12 protein-coding genes are annotated in these 18,761 nt (G+C 54.4%); 6 read left to right on the top strand and 6 right to left on the bottom strand.

Going from position 1 to position 18,761, the window contains the following annotated elements:
* Window positions 1-75: 75 nt before the first annotated feature.
* From K365_RS0107840 to K365_RS0107830, 3 genes are read right to left on the bottom strand one after another with little or no spacing between them, the layout of a single operon-like run.
* Window positions 76-564, bottom strand: coding sequence for a 4Fe-4S dicluster domain-containing protein (locus tag K365_RS0107840; RefSeq protein ID WP_006965705.1), 489 nt, complete (start codon window positions 562-564; stop codon window positions 76-78).
* A 21-nt stretch (window positions 565-585) separates the two neighbouring features.
* The gene (locus tag K365_RS0107835; RefSeq protein ID WP_006965706.1) at window positions 586-2,526 is read right to left on the bottom strand and encodes an aldehyde ferredoxin oxidoreductase family protein; all 1,941 of its coding nucleotides are present in this window, start codon (window positions 2,524-2,526) and stop codon (window positions 586-588) included.
* A gap of 19 nt (window positions 2,527-2,545) precedes the next feature.
* Window positions 2,546-2,821: a hypothetical protein gene (locus tag K365_RS0107830; protein WP_006965707.1), complete on the bottom strand. Its 276-nt coding sequence runs from the start codon at window positions 2,819-2,821 to the stop codon at window positions 2,546-2,548.
* 265 nt (window positions 2,822-3,086) lie between these two features.
* Between K365_RS0107830 and K365_RS0107825 the strand changes: the two genes are divergently transcribed.
* On the top strand, window positions 3,087-3,578 hold the full coding sequence (locus tag K365_RS0107825; RefSeq protein ID WP_024334143.1) for a 4Fe-4S dicluster domain-containing protein: 492 nt from the start codon (window positions 3,087-3,089) through the stop codon (window positions 3,576-3,578).
* A 34-nt stretch (window positions 3,579-3,612) separates the two neighbouring features.
* Entirely contained in the window at window positions 3,613-4,872 is a 1,260-nt protein-coding gene (locus K365_RS0107820; protein WP_024334142.1) for an NAD(P)/FAD-dependent oxidoreductase, read from the top strand.
* A 2-nt stretch (window positions 4,873-4,874) separates the two neighbouring features.
* Here K365_RS0107820 and K365_RS0107815 read toward each other — a convergent pair whose 3' ends face one another.
* From K365_RS0107815 to hutC, 3 genes are all read right to left on the bottom strand, one after another.
* Complete coding sequence (locus tag K365_RS0107815; RefSeq protein ID WP_024334141.1) at window positions 4,875-5,147, bottom strand: MoaD/ThiS family protein; 273 nt, start codon at window positions 5,145-5,147, stop codon at window positions 4,875-4,877.
* A gap of 234 nt (window positions 5,148-5,381) precedes the next feature.
* The gene (gene hutH, locus K365_RS0107810; RefSeq protein WP_024334140.1) at window positions 5,382-6,917 is read right to left on the bottom strand and encodes a histidine ammonia-lyase; all 1,536 of its coding nucleotides are present in this window, start codon (window positions 6,915-6,917) and stop codon (window positions 5,382-5,384) included.
* The gene (gene hutC / locus K365_RS0107805) at window positions 6,914-7,642 is read right to left on the bottom strand and encodes a histidine utilization transcriptional repressor HutC (protein ID WP_024334139.1); all 729 of its coding nucleotides are present in this window, start codon (window positions 7,640-7,642) and stop codon (window positions 6,914-6,916) included. Before hutC ends, hutH begins: the two co-directional genes overlap by 4 nt.
* Window positions 7,643-7,797: 155 nt before the next feature.
* On the opposite strand from hutC, the gene hutU reads away from it, so the two are divergent.
* From hutU to K365_RS0107785, 4 genes are read left to right on the top strand one after another with little or no spacing between them, the layout of a single operon-like run.
* Window positions 7,798-9,507: a urocanate hydratase gene (gene hutU, locus K365_RS0107800; RefSeq protein WP_024334138.1), complete on the top strand. Its 1,710-nt coding sequence runs from the start codon at window positions 7,798-7,800 to the stop codon at window positions 9,505-9,507.
* 19 nt (window positions 9,508-9,526) lie between these two features.
* A complete protein-coding gene (gene hutI, locus K365_RS0107795; protein ID WP_024334137.1) occupies window positions 9,527-10,795 on the top strand; it encodes an imidazolonepropionase in 1,269 nt (422 codons plus the stop codon).
* 43 nt (window positions 10,796-10,838) lie between these two features.
* Complete coding sequence (locus tag K365_RS26405; protein ID WP_024334136.1) at window positions 10,839-11,474, top strand: hypothetical protein; 636 nt, start codon at window positions 10,839-10,841, stop codon at window positions 11,472-11,474.
* Window positions 11,471-18,712, top strand: coding sequence for a non-ribosomal peptide synthetase (locus tag K365_RS0107785; protein WP_024334135.1), 7,242 nt, complete (start codon window positions 11,471-11,473; stop codon window positions 18,710-18,712). Before K365_RS26405 ends, K365_RS0107785 begins: the two co-directional genes overlap by 4 nt.
* Window positions 18,713-18,761 lie beyond the last annotated feature (49 nt).

Genomic DNA, 18,761 nt, shown 5'->3' with positions numbered 1-18,761 from the left:
CAGGGCCCGGTTTTGATAAACCAGGCCCTGATATCAGTCTCAATGATGTGTGGATATGTTACCGGTTACCGGGCGTTATCCCAGGGCCACGGCCTGCCGTTCCGCCGCTGACTGCCGGGCCGCGCCTTTGCGTTTCTTCTGGGATGAAACCCGGTCCGCAGACACATATTCCAGGGCATTCACTTCGCAGAATCTCACACACTGGGGATCGCCGCCGCACAAATCACACTTGAACACCTGGTGTGTGGTGTCATTATATCCCATGGCGCCGAAAGGACAGATCCCCACACAGGACCGGCACCCGATGCATACCTCGTGATCCACTTTTACAAACCCGAAATCCGGGTCCCTTGAAATGGCCCGTACCGGGCACACATTCATGCAGGGCGCATCTTCACACTGTTTGCAGATCACCGGGATATAAATCCCTTCCTGCTCCCATTTCACCACCTGGATCCGGCTTTTGGCGGGATTGGAAACCCCTTCGTGCATGACTGAGCACACCTGTTCACACAGGCGGCACCCCGTGCATTTATCTGCATCAACTGTCAGAAATTTATCCATGATTTTCTCCTTGGTTATGATCTACAGCAACCGGGTGGGTTCGTTTTCCAGGCCCAGTCGCGTCAAGGTTTCAGAAGTGGGTACCCCGTCATTGTCCCAGCCGTGGTGTTCGTAGAACTCATCGATCATGACATTGAATTTGTCTCTGTCGATTCGTTTTCCGATGACATCGGGTGCGCCTCTGCGGCAGGGCTCATCAAAGTACCGGTGGTTCAGGGTATCTCCTTTTTTGAGATCATTGCGGGTTAAGCCTTCTCGAAGGTTGAACAGCCGTTCCAGGTTGTTGCACCGCTCCGCCGCATCCCAGATCTCTCTGGGCGTGAATTCCAGACCCGTGTTGTAGTAGATCACCTTGGGCCAGTCCTCGAAATTGGGAAGCGTGGCCCCTAAAAACACGGTGTGGTATTTGCAGATGCCTAAGCAGTCCACGGCCATGTACACATTTTCCTGCCAGAATACCTGCCAGGGTTTCCCGATATATTCCGTGTGCTCGGAAGACAAGGGGCCGTCATAGGGCACGGGGGAACTGTAAATTTTTCTGAGAACCGGTTCCGGCAGATGATACAGATCGATGGCCGGCCGGGACCGCAGATGGTCCGATCCTCTGGAGGCCGTGGCGATATTGAGCGCCAGGCCCGGGGTGGCCCGTTCATCCGAGTGCAGATTGTTCATCCCCTTGACCTGAATCAGATAATCAAAGGCATTTTTGCCGATCTTTTCAGCTGCCGGGATTCCGCCGTCGGCCAGGACATTGCCCAGCCATCCCGTGCGGGTACAGATGTTGTGCACCATCTGAAGCAGGGCTTCATCATTGCCGAACCGCAGATCCAGGCCTTCGGTTTCCTTGGTGGTCAGAATCCCCAGCTCGTAAAGTTCCATGGCCCAGGCGATCATGCTGCCGATCTCCAGGTTGTCCACCCCGTACTGGTTCACCAGATGGTTGCCCGTGAGCACGGTTTCAATACTCTTGCAGTCCGGTTCTGCGCCAAACGCCCCCAAAGAGGTGTATTCCGGGCCTTCATCATATTTGCCCTTGTACAGCCCGGACTGAATCTTGTACTGGGCCCGGCAGTGCACCTGGCATCCGAAACACCCGGTCATGTGATGGGGCCCCATGGTTTCAGCGGCATAATCGTCAATGGCTTCGGGCTCGATCTCATCGGCATATTCCATCTGGTTGTACTGGAAATTTCTAGTGCGCACCCCGCCCCAGCAGTTGGTGGCCCCCCAGATGAACGGCGTGCCCAGGGCGCCCTGGATCTGATTGACCTTGGCGCCCGTGATCTGGTCGATGAATTTCTTGTTGTGTTCCAGGGCATCCACGGGATGGGCGATCTTGATGTCCATAGTGCCTCTGACCGCCACGGCTTTAAGATTTTTGGACCCCATGACACAGCCTAAGCCCGTGCGGCCTCCGGCATTTTTGATGCCGGTCATGACGCAGGCATAGGTCACCAGATTTTCACCGGCCTGGCCGATGACCATGCTTTTCACTTCTTCATCATCCAGCTCGTCTCTGATGGCCCACTGGGTATCCGTGCTGTTTTTTCCCCACAGGTGGCCGGCATCCCGGATCTCGATTTCTCCATTGTGAATCCACAGATACACGGGTTTGTCCGCCTTGCCCGTGATGACCAGGTGATGAAATCCGGCCCAGGCCATTTCCGGGGCAAAAAATCCCCCCATATTGCAGGACCCCAGCAACCCGGTCAAAGGCGACTTGGCCATGACATGGGTCCGGGCTGTGGCAGAGGCGCATGTGGCCGTAAGCAGCCCGCCGCTGACGATCATCGGATTTTCCGGTCCGATGGGATCGCACCCTTTGGGCGCATGGTTATATAAAAGGTAAGCGTCCATTCCCCGGCCGCCGATAAATTTTTTTCTCATTTCCAGAGGAATGGGCTTGATCTCCACATCCCCGGTGGTCAAATTGATGTAGGCTATTTTGCGGTCCAATGCCATGTGTTGTTCCCTCCTTGATCTATTTGGAATCGCTGTCAGACGTTCCCAGTTTTTTCTCCAGGGTTTCCTGGACCAGTTTCCGGTTGACATCCCAGACCGGACCCCGGATTCTGGGCAGTTCCGGTGTCACCCAGAACAGACGATAGGTCATGCCGCAGGTGGGACAGGTGATCTGCTTGCTGCCCGGCGACGGGGTGAGCCGGCCCATGCAGCTGGGATTGTGGCACCTGACTTTACCGAACGTTCGGGTGCTGCGAAGCGATTCAGATGAAGAGACCCTTTCTTTATCTGCCATGTTATACTCCTTTGATAATGGGGTTGGCGGCCTTTTGTTCAGCCACCTGAAAACGTTGCCTTACCACATCAGTTCATTATTATGAATTTCTATATCAGAGATTCATTAAATGTCAACCCATTTCTTAACAAAAATAACCATATAATTCAATGTGTTTATTTTTAATTTGACATGCCGGGCCATTCAGGGTACAGGTAAAAGGAAAAATTTTTGTTCACTATGTTGAATTTTAACCCCTGACCGGAACAAAAAAAGGACTTACATTATGAACATGCGGCGAGAACAGCTTGCCATTGATCCTGAAAAATGCACGGGATGCCGGCGATGCATGATTGCCTGTGCCATGAAGCATCACGGCCGCATTGATCCGGATCTTTCCAGAGTGAATATCATCGGGCTGGATTCAAAGGACCTGAATGTGCCCGTGATCTGCATGGCCTGTGACACGGCCCCGTGCATCAAGGTGTGTCCCATGAACGCCCGGATCCGCCAGGCCAACGGCACGGTGACCACCAACACCGATGTCTGCATCGGGTGCCGGGCCTGTGTCTATATCTGCCCGGTTGGAAGCCCCCGGATCAATCCCTATACCGGCCGGACCATGACCTGTGACATGTGTGAAGGTGAAACCGAACCCTGGTGCGTGGCTGCCTGCCGGCAGGAAAAAGCGTTGACCCTGTGTACCCAGGGAAGCGTGTCCCATCGTGCGACCCGGAAGGCGGCCTCCAAAACCAAACAATTTCACACCGGTGGATGAATGTAACAACAATGATGGATAAAGGCAGGATGTTATGAAACTTGTGATTATCGGAAACGGCATTGCCGGCAACCAGGTGGCGTTTGATGTGCGAAAAAAAGATCCGGATGCTCAGATTGTCATTCTTTCCGCTGAAGATGTGCCGGAATATGATCCCTGCTCTCTGCCCTATTTTCTCGGGGGAGAGTGCGGCCGCATGGATGTTTTCAGAAAAACGTCAAAAGATTATGCCGATGGGCGCATCGAATTGTTATATGACAGCAAAGTAGTGTCCATTGACCCTGAAAATAAAACCGTCACCCCCCACACGGGTGAACCGATCGGATATGACAACCTGGTGCTGGCCCATGGGGGGGATCTGTTCATTCCGCCCATTCCCGGCATTGACACCCCGGGCGTGTTTTCATGTAAACAGCTCGGGGAAACGCAGAAACTGGCAGCCCACAAAGGCACCCGTGCCGTGGTCATCGGTTCCGGCGCCATCGGGATCGAAGCGGCCGAAGCATTGAAGCGCAAAGGGTATGAGGTGTATATCATCGAACTGATGGACTGGATTCTGCCTTCTTTGTTTGATGAACCCACGGCCAAACGCCTGGAAAACGAGCTGACCGGATATGGTATCCAGGTGTTCACCCATGAAAAGGTGCTGGAAATAAAGGGCGCGGGGCAGGTTACCGCCGTGGTCACGGACCGGCGCACCATAGACTGTGACACCGTGGTGGTGGCCACGGGCGTGGTGCCGGGAACGGCCCTGGCCCAGACCGCAGGCATCGAGACGGGCCGGGGCATCCAGGTGAACCGGCAGATGCAGACCAGCATACCCGACATCTATGCCTGCGGCGACTGTGTGGAAACCATTGATGCCTGCACCGGGGAAATCGCCATGTTCCAGCTCAAGCACAACGCCATTGAGCAGGCCCAGGTAGCGGCCCGGCACATTCTTGGCGAACCGGTCCGGTATCTGGGGGCATATGCCTTTGCCCGGGCCCATTTCTTTGACACCCATGCCGCTACTTTCGGCAAGACCCAGCGGGCTTTGGATTGTGTGTTCGGAGACAAGCGCATTGTGGAACGGGAAGACCAAAACAATTACCTGCGGGTGGTGATGCTGGACAACCGGATTGTGGGGGGCCAGGCCATCGGCACGTTTGCCGATGAGCTGGGGCTGCTCATCGGCGCTATGTGGCGGAAAGATGATTTTCTGGACATTGCCGCCAAAATGAGGACCCTGCCCAAAGGCGGGGCCGTACATGCCTGGCCCATGGTCCGGCTGGGCCACTTGTTGGGAATGTAGCCTTATCCCCCGGCCAGAAATGTGATGATCTGGATGTCATCCCCGGGGGCCACCGGTTTTTCCAGCTCGCCTGGGAACGCGCTTTCCGCGTTCAGATAGATCTCGATATGGCCGTGTAATCCGCCTTTTTTATCAAACAATTCTTTTTCCATGGCCGGGTACTGCCGGATCAGATCCGCCAGTGCCCGGCCCACGGTATCTCCTTTCACCTCAACCGTTTTGTTGCCGTCTGTATGCTGCCGATGAACCAGATGAATATGAACCATCGCTGTCATGTTTGTGTCCTTTTCACGGCACGGATGACCGTGATGCCATGAGTTTCTTAAAAAGTTTTAAGTTTTAAGTTTTAAGTTTTAAGCCAATACCTGAGAGCTTATATTTTTACCATCTGTCAGGGGTTTCTCAGGCCATGATTGTTTATATGAAAGCCCCTCAGCCACTGATTAAAAGTATAAACCGGGAAGTATCCCTTAAAACTTAACACTTAAAACTTAAAACTTCCATAATATTTAATACAGTTTCCCCACCGCCGATTCCACGGCCCTGACAATGGCCCCGTCTTCCAGCAGGGCCTTGACTGTGGCAATATCTTTGGACAGCTGCCGGTCTTCTTTCATATAATCCACATGCTGACGGATGGTGCGGTAGGCGGCCAGGGTCCCGTCCCCGGCCTTGATATTGGTGAACAGATCAATGGCCTGGGCCCCGCACAGCAGCTCGATGGCAATGACGTTTTCCGTGTTCAACACAATGTCCCGGCATTTTCGGGCCGCAAACGCCCCCATGGACACGTGATCCTCCTTGTTGGCTGACGTGGGAATGGAATCCACGGATGCGGGATGGGCCAGGCCCTTGTTTTCCGACACCAGGGCTGCCGCCGCATACTGGGCGATCATGTAACCGGAATTCAATCCCCCGTCTTCCACCAGAAACGCGGGCAGGCCGGACAATTGGGGATTGACCAGGCGCTCGATGCGCCGTTCGGAAATATTGGCCAGTTCGGCAATGGCAATGCCTAAAAAATCACAGGCCAGGGCCAGGGGCTGGCCGTGGAAATTGCCGCCGGACAGAAATTCTTCGGATTCCGGAAAAATCAGCGGGTTTTCCGTGGACGCGTTCATCTCCACCCGGATCACATTGTCCACATAGGCAAACGCATCCCAGGACGCGCCATGGACCTGGGGAGAGCATCTCAGGGTATACGCGTCCTGGATCCGTGAACAGTCCTGGTGGGAAGAGATGATTTCCGAATTTTCCGTGATTTTGAGCATGTTTTCCGCGGCCATGATCTGGCCCGGATGGGGCCGTGCCTGATGAATCCTCGGATCAAAAGCCGTCCTTGTTCCCATGAGGGTTTCCAGGCTCATGGATGCGGCAATGTCTGCATGTTTGCACAGATTCAAGGCATCATGCAGGGCCAGACACCCTAAGGCAATCATGAACTGGGTTCCGTTGATCAGGGCCAGGCCTTCCCCGGCCGCCAGTTCCAGGGGCTTTAAAGACCTTGCTGCCAGGGCTTTGGCCCCGGACATGCGCTGCCCGTCCACAACGGCTTCGCCTTCGCCGATCATCACCAGGGACAGATGGGCCATGGGTACCAGGTCTCCGCTGGCCCCCACAGACCCTTTTTCCGGGACCACCGGCACGATTCCTTTGTTGAGCAGGTCCGCCAGCATCTGGATGGTTTCCAGACGCAGCCCGGAATTGCCCCGGCAGAAATCATTGATCCGCAGGGCCATCATGGCCCTGACCACATCTTCGGGCATCTCTTTGCCCATGCCGGCGGCATGGGACAATAAAATTTTTTTCTGAAGCCGTTTTGTATCGGCATAGGAGATGGGCACATCAGACAACGCGCCGAAACCCGTGGTCACCCCATAAATGCGTTCCCCTTTTTTCACCCAGGTGTCCACCAGGGTCCGGGCTTTATGAATCCGCGTTTTGGAAGTGTCGGCAATAACCGCCTGCCATTGGTTTCTGGCAATACCCACCAGTTCTTCCAGTTGAAAATGATCGCCGTCCAGAACAATGGTTTTCTCATTCATTGGATTGATCTCCTGTTGAAGGTGCCTTTCAGTTGATACCGAAACCCCGGGAATATCATGGTACTGTAAGTGGCCACCCGATCAAAGGACCAGGTGCGCCGGGTCAGGCGCAGACAGGGTTCCGCCGCATCGAGCCCCAGAAGTTTGAGCACATGGGCCGGGCAGCGCACGGCTTCGATCACATGCTCCGCCGCCTGGACCGGGGCGGTCTCCAGCAGATAATCACTGGGGGTGATCCGGGTATAATCCTGGTCCAGATACGCCGGCGCCACGGCCGGGTTGATGAACCGCTCCGAATACTGGACCCCCACGCCCCGGTCTTTATGAAGCAAAATGGAATGAAACACGGTATCTCCGGGCCTCAGGTTCAACCGGGCCGCAATCTCCTTATTTGCGCTCTCTTCAGCCAGCAGCAGCACCTCACAGGAATGAATCCCGCCCCAGTCTGCAATTTCTCTGGCAATGCTTTTGATTTCCAGCAGGGCTGCATCGGGTTTGGGACGGGCCACAAACGTACCCACCCCCTGAATCCTTACAATGCGCCCTTGTTCAGCCAATTCCTTGAGGGCCCGGTTGGCGGTCATCCGGGAGGTGTTAAAGCTTTGGGACAATTGCGTTTCCGAAGGCACCCGGTCATCCGGCTTCAAAAGCCCGGCATCCATTTCCCGGATCAGAGACTGCTTGATCTGTTCATACAACGCCAGCGGACGTGATGATGTTCCCACACGGCATCCTTATTTTAAATAATATTTATTGTTAAAACCCGTTTATCTGTTCATGCATCATGGATACACAAAAAAACTTGACATCCCGTCTATACTTGTATAGACAAGTAGTAGCCAATCCACTCTGAAATGTCAACACCTTGCGGAGGAAAAAAATGACCCCCAAAGACCAACTACTGAAAGATCTGAAGATCGGCTGCGGCAAACCCCGGCCCGTGAAAGCCCCCACAGGCAGTCAGCTCCACTGCAAGGGCTGGTACCAGGAAGCAGCCTTGCGCATGTTGTGCAACAACCTGGACCCGGACAACGGGGAAAATCCGGATGAACTCATTGTGTATGGGGGACTGGGCAAGGCCGCCCGAAACTGGGACTGTTTCGATGCCATTGTCAGAACCCTGCTGGATCTGGAAAACGATGAAACCCTGCTGGTGCAGTCGGGCAAACCCGTGGGGGTTCTGACCACCCACACCGCCGCCCCAAGGGTCCTCATTGCCAATGCCAATATCGTGCCCCACTGGGCCAACTGGGACACTTTCCATGAACTGGACAAAAAAGGCCTGATCATGTACGGCCAGATGACGGCCGGGTCCTGGATCTATATCGGCACCCAGGGCATTTTGCAGGGCACCTATGAAACCTTTGCCGCTCTGGGCCAGAAGCATTTCAAATCCGATCTGACCGGAAAAATCGTGGTCACGGCCGGCCTTGGGGGCATGGGCGGGGCCCAGCCGTTGTCCGTGACCATGGCCAACGGGGTGGCTGTCTGTATCGAGATCGATCCCTCCCGCATTGCCAAACGCCTGGAAAAACGGTACCTGGATGTGGAAGCCGACACCCTGGATCATGCTTTGGCCATGGCCCGGCAGGCCGCAGACGACGGCAAACCCCTGTCCATCGGATTATGCGCCAATGTAGGCGATGTGCTGCCCGCCATGATTCAAAAAGGATTTATTCCGGATGTGATCACGGACCAGACCAGTGCCCATGATGAGCTCAACGGGTATTTTCCCAGGGGCATCTCTTTTAAAGACGCGCTGAAACTGCGAAAATCCGATCCGGACACGTACAAGGACATGGCATTGAACGCCATGGCAGACCATGTCCGGGCCATTCTTGAAATGAAAGACAAAGGCGCCATTGCCTTTGACTACGGCAACAACCTGCGGGCCCAGGCCATGAAAAAAGGGGTGGACAATGCCATGGACTATCCCGGGTTTGTACCGGCCTATATCCGGGATTTGTTCTGCAAAGGCGAGGGCCCGTTCCGGTGGGCGGCCCTGTCCGGGGACCCAAAAGACATCAAGGTGACGGACGACGCTTTGATGCAGCTGTTTCCCAAGAAAACCAAAATGATCAACTGGCTGAAAATGGCTCAGGAAAAAATAGAACATATGGGCCTGCCTTCCAGGATCTGCTGGCTGGGATATGGCGAGCGGGAAAAAGCGGGAAAACTGTTCAATGACCTGGTGCGCACCGGAAAAGTCAAAGCCCCCATCGTTATCGGCAGAGATCATCTGGACTGCGGGTCCGTGGCATCGCCTTTCCGGGAGACCGAAGCCATGAAAGACGGGTCCGATGCCGTGGCGGACTGGGCCTTGCTTAACTGCATGACCAATGTGGCCTCCGGCGCCACCTGGGTGTCATTCCACGATGGCGGGGGTGTGGGAATCGGGTATGCCCTGCATGCAGGCCAGGTCACGGTGGCCGACGGCACGGATGAAGCGGAAAAGAGAGTGACCACGGTGCTTCGCAACGATCCGGGCACGGGCATCATCCGGCATGCCGATGCCGGGTATGAGACCGCCATTGATGTGGCCAATGAAAAAGGCGTGAAACTGCCCATGATCAATATGTATGGCAAGTAATCCGGCAAAGGAGTGATCCATGACCACCGTTCCTGAAAATGACAACCCGTTTCCTGAAAATGTCGACCAGTTGTTCTTAAACTGCCGTGTGGCCACCATGGCCCATGGCCGGTACAATATGATTGAAGCCGCGGCCCTGGCCGTGGCAGGTGACAAAATCGCCTGGATCGGACCCATGGATGCCCTGCCCGGCCCCCTTCCTGACACCGCCCGGAAGACAGACTGCCAAAACCGGTGGATCCTGCCCGGGTTTGTGGACTGCCACACCCACCTGATCTGGGCCGGGTCCCGGGCAAAAGAATTTGAAATGCGCCTGGCCGGGGCATCCTATGCCGATATTGCAAACGCCGGCGGAGGCATTTTCTCCACAGTCAAAGCCACCCGGGCCGCGGATGAAGACACGCTGTTTGATCTGGCATCCCGGCGCATGGCCCATTTTCTGAACCAGGGCATCACCACAGTGGAGATCAAATCCGGATACGGCCTGGATCTGAAATCAGAACTGAAAATGCTGGCTGTGGCCGGCCGCCTTCAACAGGCGTTTCCCCAGCATATTGAAGCCACGTTTTTAGGGGCCCATGCCGTGCCGTTGGAATTTGCCGGCCGGTCAGATGACTATGTCAGGCAGGTCATGGATGTGATGCTGCCTGAAGTCAAACACCAGGGCATTGCCGCATGCGTGGATGTGTTTTGTGAAAACATCGCTTTTTCCAGAGAACAGACCCGGCAGGTGTTTGAAAAAGCCAAAGATCTGGGGTTTGCAATCAAACTGCATGCCGAACAATTGTCGGATTCCAGCGGGGCGGCCCTGGCTGCGGAAATGGGGGCGTTGTCCTGCGATCATCTGGAATACCTGTCTGATGAGGGGGCAAAAAAAATGGCGGATCATGGCACCTTGGCCGTGCTGCTGCCCGGCGCGTTTCATTATCTGAAAGAAACCCGGGTGCCGCCCGTGGAAACGTTCAGACAACTGGCCGTTCCCATGGCCGTGGCCACGGATCTCAATCCCGGGTCCAGTCCGGTTTTCAGCATGTTGCCGGTGCTCAACATGGCCTGTCTTCTATTCGGATTGACCTGTGAACAAGCCCTGGCCGGGGCCACCTTTCACGGGGCCGCGGCCTTAGGCCTGGGAGACTGCAAAGGCAGTCTGGCACGGGGAAAGGATGCGGATTTTGTGATCTGGGATGTGGACACACCGGCGGATCTGTGCTATCTCACGGGAATCACACCATTGAAACAGGTGGTCATCGGAGGGAAACCCATCCACCCTGAAAATGAAAGGACCTGATTTCCCCCAAAAGACGTCCTTGACACACCGGAGATGAGCAGACATGATGATCCAAAAAGATCCTTTGGTGATTGCGGCTCTGGCCTCGGCACTTCTGGGAATTGCTTTTCTTGTAGCCACCCTTGGGTCTCTGAAAAAAAAGAGAGTGTTCTCTTCGACCCTGCATTTTGTGACAGCCCTGCTCATGATCTGTCTGTTCGCCCTGTTCGGCACCATCAGTATCGCCACCCGGGGATATCTTGCTTTGACCACGGAAACTTTGGCTGCGGTCGTGGAAATCGACCCCATGGAAAACCAGCGCTTCATCGCACGGTTTCACATGCCCGAAGGCGGTGAAAAAACCTTTGTTCTGGCCGGGGATCAACTGTATGTGGATGCCCATATTCTTAAATGGAAGCCGGTTGCCAATTTTCTGGGACTGCACACCTTTTATGAGCTGGACCGGGTATCGGGCCGGTACACCCGGTTAGAGCAGGAAACTTCGCAAAAGCGCACCGTGTATGCCCTGTCCCGGGAAAAACCCCTGGACCTGTTCGAGCTGCGGCACCGGTTTGCGGCCTTAAAATTTCTGGTGGATGCCGAGTATGGCTCGGCCACATTCATCACTGCGGACAAACCCCTGACCCTCAGAATCCTGGTATCCACCACCGGCCTTTTGATCAGAAAAGAGACACCATGACCGAGAAATCAACCCAACAAAGGTCTGTGACAAGCGCATGCCTCCACCTGCAGTTCAGCGCCATAGCCGGGCAGTTTCCAACACAGTCTGCCGTGGTCCATGGGAATCATGTAATATCTTACAAAGACCTGGACTGCGAATCAGATCGGCTGGCAGCAGAACTGCAAACCGACGAAAACCTGTCCGGCAACCGGGTGGCTGTGTTTATGCCACCCGGTATTGCGTTCATGATTGCCGCTGTGGGCATTCTCAAAACCGGCGCCGCCTATGTTCCCCTGGATATCAATGACCCGGCGGAAAGAACCCGGAAAATGATCCACCGGATCAACCCGGCCCAGGTGATCACTTTACCGGATCTGGTTCACCGGCTCAGCCCGGAACTGGAAATTCCGGTAAAACTTCTGAAAACCGGACAATATCTCCCTGAAAACGATGCTGGGGAAAACGGCCCGGGCATCCCCTGTCGAAACAGGGAAATATCCGGTTCAACCCCATCCTGTGACCCGGCATCCCCCGCCTATATCATCCATACATCCGGTTCCACGGGCACACCCAAAGGCATTCCCATCCCCCATCAGGCACTGGTCAACCTGTTGGCGGCATTTGATCAACTGATGCCCATCAGCCCCGGGGACCGCTGTTCCCTGTGGTCGAGCCTGAACTTTGATGTATCGGTTTATGAAATCTGGTCCGCCCTGGTGTCCGGGGCCACCCTGTTCATTCCCGATGACATGGTCCGGTTTGATGCAGACGCGTTTATTCAATATCTGATTGACAACCAAATCACCTCCGCGTATATCCCGCCGTTCATGATTGCGGATCTGGCCCGGGCCCCTGTGTTTCCCATGTGCCTGAAACGGCTGCTCACCGGCGTATCCGCCATTTCAGCCCGATTGCTTTATCAAATCAAACAGCGGCACCCGGATCTGTGCCTGATCAATGGATATGGACCGGCGGAAGCCACGGTCTGCGCCACATTGTATCCCGTGCCAATGATGTTGCCGGAAACCGAAATCACTCCCATCGGCAGACCGGTTCCCAATCTTCGAATCTTTGTGCTGGATCCCGGCGGCCGGCCCGTGGAAACAGGAGAAAAAGGGGAAATCTGCATTGCCGGCATCCAGGTGGCGCACGGATATGTGAATGATCCTGAACAATCTGCCAAAAAATTCGTTCCCAACCCGTTTTCAGATCTCCCTGTGGACTCCCCCGGGGGCCGGATGTACAAAACAGGGGATTTGGGCATGTGGCTGGATGACGGCAATCTGATGTTTTCCGGACGAATCGATTTTCAGATCAAATATAAGGGCATCCGCATGGAACCCGGGGAAATTGAACAGGTGATCACGGCTTTTCCCGGCATCAGTCAGGCCGCTGTGGTGCTTAAAAAAAATCCGGATGGACAGGAGCGCCTGACAGCCTATATCAATGCCGATCCTGACAAGGCCCGGCTCATGGACTTTCTGGCTGAAAAACTGCCCAGAGCCCTGCTGCCGGATGTACTGATCTCCCTGCCGGCCCTGCCCCAAACTTCCCGGGGAAAAATCGACAGGGCCATGCTGATCGCAGGAAATGACTTTGAACCGGAGGCAGATCCTGTCTCTGACATTGGCCCTGCTGCCCCGCCCCCTTTATTGACGGATCTGCAAACACAGGTGCGCCGGATATGGCAGCAGGTACTGAAACAAGAGGCTTTGTCCCTGGACGATCACTTTCTGCTGTTGGGGGGAGATTCCATTGCCGGCGTCAAAATCCTGTCCCGAATCAACCAGGCCTTTGGCACGGCCCTGACACTGGACACCTTGTTCACCCATCCGGTACTTCAGGATTTTACCGACCATCTGTCCCTTGCCCTGCCGGATGGACATCAGCCAGACCAAACCCAGGCAGTCCGGACAGACTCCCCGGAAATCCCGCGGTGTTCAAGCCCTGGGGAGGGCCCCCTTCCCCTTCTGGCAGACCAGCACCTGATCTGGGTCTTTGAAAAACTTCACCCGGGGACATCCGTGTATCATATCCCTCTGGTGTATGCGGTTCAGGGAAATATTGATCCGGCAATCTTCAAGCAGGCCGTGGGTTTTGTGGCCCGGCAGCACCCGGCCCTGAACCTTGTGGCGTACATGGCAGACGATCATCCCTGCCAGGCCGTGCGAAACACTGAACTGGATTTCATCCATCAGACCCTGCCCTGTGCCTTGCCTGAAAACATCGGGTCTGAACTGAATCCGGATATCATGGCACCGCTTTTAACGCAGATCACCCGCCCCTTTGATCTGGAAGCCGGCCCGCTGTTCAGAACCGCGCTATTTCCGGATGACCAGGGCCGGGCACTGGTCTGTTTCGTGTTTCACCATATTATTTTTGACGGATGGTCTGCCGGACTGTTCATCAAAGACGTCAATCGGGTTTATACGGACATGACGGCCCCGGCCTCATCCGGGCCGGCCATGTCAGAACATGTGCGGACCGGGACCGATTTTCTCGCATATGTGGCCCGGAAACTGAAAATTGATGAACAGCACTGGGATGCGGCACGTCCTTTTTTTGAATCCTATTTAAGCAACCTGCCGCAAACCGTCCAGACCGATCCAACCGATTTTACCGCTGCCACCTGCCCCATCCACATGGATGCAACCCATCTGAAAGATATCAGATCGCTGGCAGCTGCCCATCATACCACGCCCTTTGCGGTACTGCTCTTGTGTTTCCATCTGACCCTGGTTCTTTTCCATGGTGAACAAGACCAGGTGACCGGGATTGCCCATGCCGGTCGAGACCAGACAGACACGGAAAAAACCATTGGTTTTTTCATGAATACCCTGGTGGTCAGACATCACATCCGCACGGACCAGACGTTTATTGAATTGTTGAACCAGCTGAAAAACATCTTACACGGCCTGATGCAGTATCGGCACATTCCATTTTATCGAATTTCCCGATTCTGCCGAGAACAGGGACAAAGCGCCCCTTGTTTCAACGCTCTTTTTCTCATGCAGACCATGGATCTGCCCGTGCTGTCCATTCCCGGCAACCTTTGCGACCGGCTGATGATTCAGCCGCCTGCCACAAACGTGGATCTCACCCTGGAGCTGTATGAACAAAAAACCCGGCTCACCGGATGGTTCAAATACCGGACCGCCGCATTTTCCCCCCAGGAGATGGAAACTGTTTCCAGACAATTTTCCCGCATTGTCACCACCTGTTTGAAACACCCGGACACACCGTTGGAAGACGCTCTGGATACCGGCCGTTTCAGCGTATCGCCCATGCAGCACGCCATGCTCATGGAAACGCTGCGGGCACCCCAGGGGGCCGGCTGTTATGTGGAACAGGTGGTGTTTGACATGCATCAAACGATCGACCCGGATCGATTCTCAGATGCATGGAACCGGGTCATTGCCTGCCACAGTACGCTTTGCTTAGGCTTTGCCTGGAAAGGATTGGAGGCCCCCGGACAATTCTTTGCCCCCGTGCCGGCTGTAACAATCGAATTCAATGACTGGAGCCGGTTTGCCGCATTTGAAAAAAAAGAATACCTGGACATGTTTCTCAAGGCGGACCGGCGTCTGGGGTTTTCACTGGACAACCCCCCGCTTTTCAGAATCGCCCTGATAAAGACCGGCCCCCGTGTTTTCACCTGCATCTGGAGTTTTCATCACTGCATTGCCGACGGCCGATCCATGGTGCTCATCCTCAAAGACCTGTTTGCGGTGTACCAGGATCCCGAAATTCAGCTGAAAAAATCCGGATCATTTAAAACCTATATCAACTGGTTAAACCGCCCCTCCGATCAATCGGATAAAGAATTCTGGACCCGTCAGCTCAAAGGGTTCACGTCTCCCATGGTGTTTCCTTTCCAGCGCACGGGAAAAAACCGGCCGGAAGCCCGGCGACAGCAGCACGCCATCCCCTTGACCACCGGTCTGCACCAGACCGGTCTGCCCGCAGAAACCACCCGGAAAATCAAACAGGTTTGCCGGAAAAACCATTTAACCCTGAACACATTTCTGATGGGGGCCTGGGCCATTTTACTCAGTCATTATACCGGGCGCAGAGATATTCTTTTCGGGGCCACGGTATCGGTACGCCACTTTATTCCGGACAGCCAGGAAAAAACCGGCCTGTATATCAATACCCTGCCGGTCAGAATCCAAATCGATCCGCAGCAGTCCCTGGTGAACCTGGTTTCAGATATCCGGAAAAACTGGAACCAGGTGCGCCGGTTCCAGCATATGCCATTGGCAGAAATTCAGGCATGCAGCCCCATCAAAGGCAGCCAGCCTTTGTCTGAAATTTATTTTTCCTATGACTACCAGTCGCTGGATGCCGCGTTGACCCCGTATAAAAAACCCATGGCCTGCAAAGATATCGCGCTGCTGGAACGGACTCCGGCCGGCATATTTCTCACCGTCCAGGGAACGGATACGCTTCAGATCAGCATTGAATATGATCAGCGCAAATTCACATCCGACACCATTGAACAGATCCTGTTCCATTTTCAAACCTGCCTGAAATCAGCGGCTGAATCCCCGGATGCGCCGCTCACAGACCTGCCGGTTCTCACCCGGAAAGAACAGGATCAAATTGCGGAAAAACTCAATACCCGGAAAAAATTTGCCAGGCCCAACAGCTGTATGCACCATCTGTTTGAAATTCAGGCATCCTTCAACCCGACGGTGACTGCGGTCAAGGATTCCCGGAAACAGATCACATACGATCAGCTCAACACATCCGCCAACCAGATGGCCCATTATCTATTAACACAAGGGGCTGCACCGGAAAAAAAAGTCCTGGTATTTTTGCCCCAGACCGCTGATACCATTGGTTTGCTCTTGGGCATTTTGAAATCGGGTTGCTGTTATATTCCCGTGGACCGCACATGTCCGGAAGAGCGGCTCCGGCATATCCTGGCGGATGCTGAACCCGACTTTATCGCCACCACTGAAAAATTGTGGGAAAAAATGCCGTCAACCCATGGGGTTCCGATTTTAATGGACAGGGATCTGCCGGGGGTGGCAAACATGCCGGAAACCAATCCGGAAACCCCGGTGGCCCCGGAAAATGCGGCATACATCATTTATACCTCCGGGTCCACGGGCCTTCCCAAAGGGGTGGTCATTGAGCACGCGTCTCTGACATCTTTCACCAAAGCCGCGGCAGATCTTTATGAAATTCAACCCAGTGACCGGATCCTGCAATTTGCTTCCATCAGTTTTGACGCCTCCGTGGAAGAGATTTTTCCGGCCCTGTATTCCGGGGCATCCCTGGTCATCAAACCCCGGGGCATTGTCCACACCCCATCGGAATTTTTCTCATATTGCGCCAAAGAACAAATCACTATTGTGGATTTGCCCACGGCATACTGGCATATGCTCACGGACAGCCTGGAGACCCTGCATATTCCCGACCCATTGCGGCTGGTCATCATCGGTGGGGACGCAGCCGATCCTGAGCGGGTTGAAACATGGCGCAGACACGCCCCGGGCTTTGTCAGGCTGGTGAACACATACGGCCCCACGGAAACCACTGTGGCCGTGACCTTTGCCGATTTGGATCAAAAATCGGATGAAACCGGTGAAGTCCCCATCGGCCGTCCGTTTCCAAACGTCAATCTGTGTATTTTAAATCATTTCAATCAGCCGTCGCCTTTCGGCGTTGCTGGCGAGCTGTATATCGGCGGCCCGCAAACGGCCAGAGGATATCTCAATCGCCCCGAATTGACCCGGGACCGGTTCGTTCCGGTTGCAGATGCCGGACAAGACACACTTTTTTTCAAAACCCGGGACCGGACATTACTTACCCCGTCCGGCCAGATTGTTTTTAAAGGACGAATGGACCGGCAGGTGAAAATCCGGGGATTCCGCGTGGAACCCGGCGAAATCGAAAAAACCGCCACCCTGTATCCCGGAATTGAAGACTGTGCCGTCACCGTGGAAAAAAATACCGACAGTCATGTGAGAACCATTGCATTTATTGTTTTAAATCCCCTTGCAGCCCGGCCTGCTTCCGGGCCCGCTGATTTTGATGTCCAGGCCTTTAAATCCTGGCTTTGTGCCCGGCTGCCCGAATATATGTGTCCATCCGCCGTCGCCATTGTCAAAGAGTTTCCCCAGACCGTTTCAGGCAAAACCGATTACCAGGCCCTGGCCGGGCAGACTGGCGGCATTGTCCGGCCCTTGTTCGACACGGATCCATTTTTATCAGATACCGGGAAAGAACGCACATCGCTTTCTTTATTTGAATCTGATCATGGGAGACGACTAAAATTTATCTGGGAAAAAATTCTTGATATGTCGCTCATCGACCCGGGCACCCATTTTTTTGATGCCGGCGGATCTTCTTTGACAGCCATCCGGTTGATCACCGCCATTGAAAAGGAATTCAAACTGTCACTGCCGGTTTTGGCCGTGTTTCGCAATCCTTTGTTTTCAGACATGGCCGGATTGATCAAAGAAAAAAATGCGGACATCCAGTTGAGCAGCGTTGATTCCATCCAGACCCGGGGTGACCGCACCCCTGTTTTTTTTGTTGCCGGCACGGACGAAAATATTCCGGCGTTCCGGCACCAGGACCTGGACGGACATCCGTTTTACCGGGTGACCATATTGGCCCACCGCATGGAAAAAAAACGCATCATCCCTTTGGACATCTGGGAAATCGCCCGGCAGAACGTCCGGGAAATCATGCGGGTACAGCCAACCGGGCCGTATATCATCATCGGATTCTGCCGGTATGCCGTGACTGCTTTTGAAATCGCCACCCAGATATCGAGCATGGGCAAAACGGTTGAAAAACTGGTATTGATCGATGAGTTCTGGCAGAAAAAAGGGGTGTCCGCCTTTGTGGGGCACCATATCAAAGGCATGCGCCGGTTCGGCATCCGATACCTGTTAAAAAAAATAGTACCCAAGACGCGGGAAAAATTTCACCGGGTCTCCCTGGAGCTGGATGCCCAGCGCCAGAGACTGTATGCCGCCACGGGCCGGACCCTGCCCGAAGACCTGCAGATGCGCCTCATGGAAGATGCTTTCTGGAAAGCCTATGAATCCTATATCCCCATGCCGTATCATGGGGATGCCATTATCCTGGATTCTTTTTTGTGGAATGAAAAATTCGCCCCCCAGCTGCGCACCTATATCCGGGGGAATATGGATCGGATCCAAGTGAACGCCACCCATCAGGCATGGTTTGACCCGGATCAGATCCACACCGTGATCCAGTGCCTGAAAAAGAGATAGCGCGCTTTCAACTTGATTTCTGATGGGGGCCCTGGTAAATTTTAAATTT

This window comes from Desulfotignum balticum DSM 7044, from assembly GCF_000421285.1.
In the GTDB taxonomy this organism is placed as follows: Bacteria; Desulfobacterota; Desulfobacteria; order Desulfobacterales; family Desulfobacteraceae; genus Desulfotignum; species Desulfotignum balticum.
The sequence above is the reverse complement of the archived record's forward strand: the minus strand, read 5'-3'. Positions and strand labels throughout refer to the sequence as shown.